At 65.1% G+C, this 435-nt stretch carries 1 protein-coding gene; it reads left to right on the forward strand.

What is annotated here, in order from left to right; translation table 11 throughout:
- Window positions 1-435, forward strand: a 435-nt coding sequence (locus EOA22_RS29875; RefSeq protein WP_206521360.1) for a dihydrodipicolinate synthase family protein, incomplete at both ends; no start/stop codon positions are given.

A 435-nucleotide genomic window follows, 5' to 3' on the forward strand; every position in this document is an offset into this window, starting at 1 on the left:
CGGGCCGCCGAGGCCAATGGCGCCGACGGGCTGCTGGTGCTGCCGCCCTATCTGGTCAAGTCGGAGCAGGAAGGCCTGCGTCGCCGACTGACGGCCATCTGCCGCTCGGTCGGCATCGGCGTGATCGCCTATAACAGGGACAATGCGGTGCTGACGCCCGACACGCTTGAGCGTGTAGCGCAGGATTGCCCGAACCTGATCGGCTTCAAGGACGGCGTCGGCGATATCGAACTCCTCACCGCAACACGCTACCGCATGGGCGACCGGCTGGTCTTCATCGGCGGCATGCCAACGGCCGAAGTCCATGCCAGTGCCGCGGCTGCGATCGGCATGACGACCTACTCCTCGGCGATCTACAATTTCGCGCCCGAGATCGCGCTGCGTTTCTTCAATGCTCTGCGCGCCGGCCGCACAACGGAAGTCGGTGATCTCATC

The organism is Mesorhizobium sp. M7A.F.Ca.US.014.04.1.1 (assembly GCF_003998745.1).
GTDB classification, from domain to species: Bacteria; Pseudomonadota; Alphaproteobacteria; order Rhizobiales; family Rhizobiaceae; genus Mesorhizobium; species Mesorhizobium ciceri.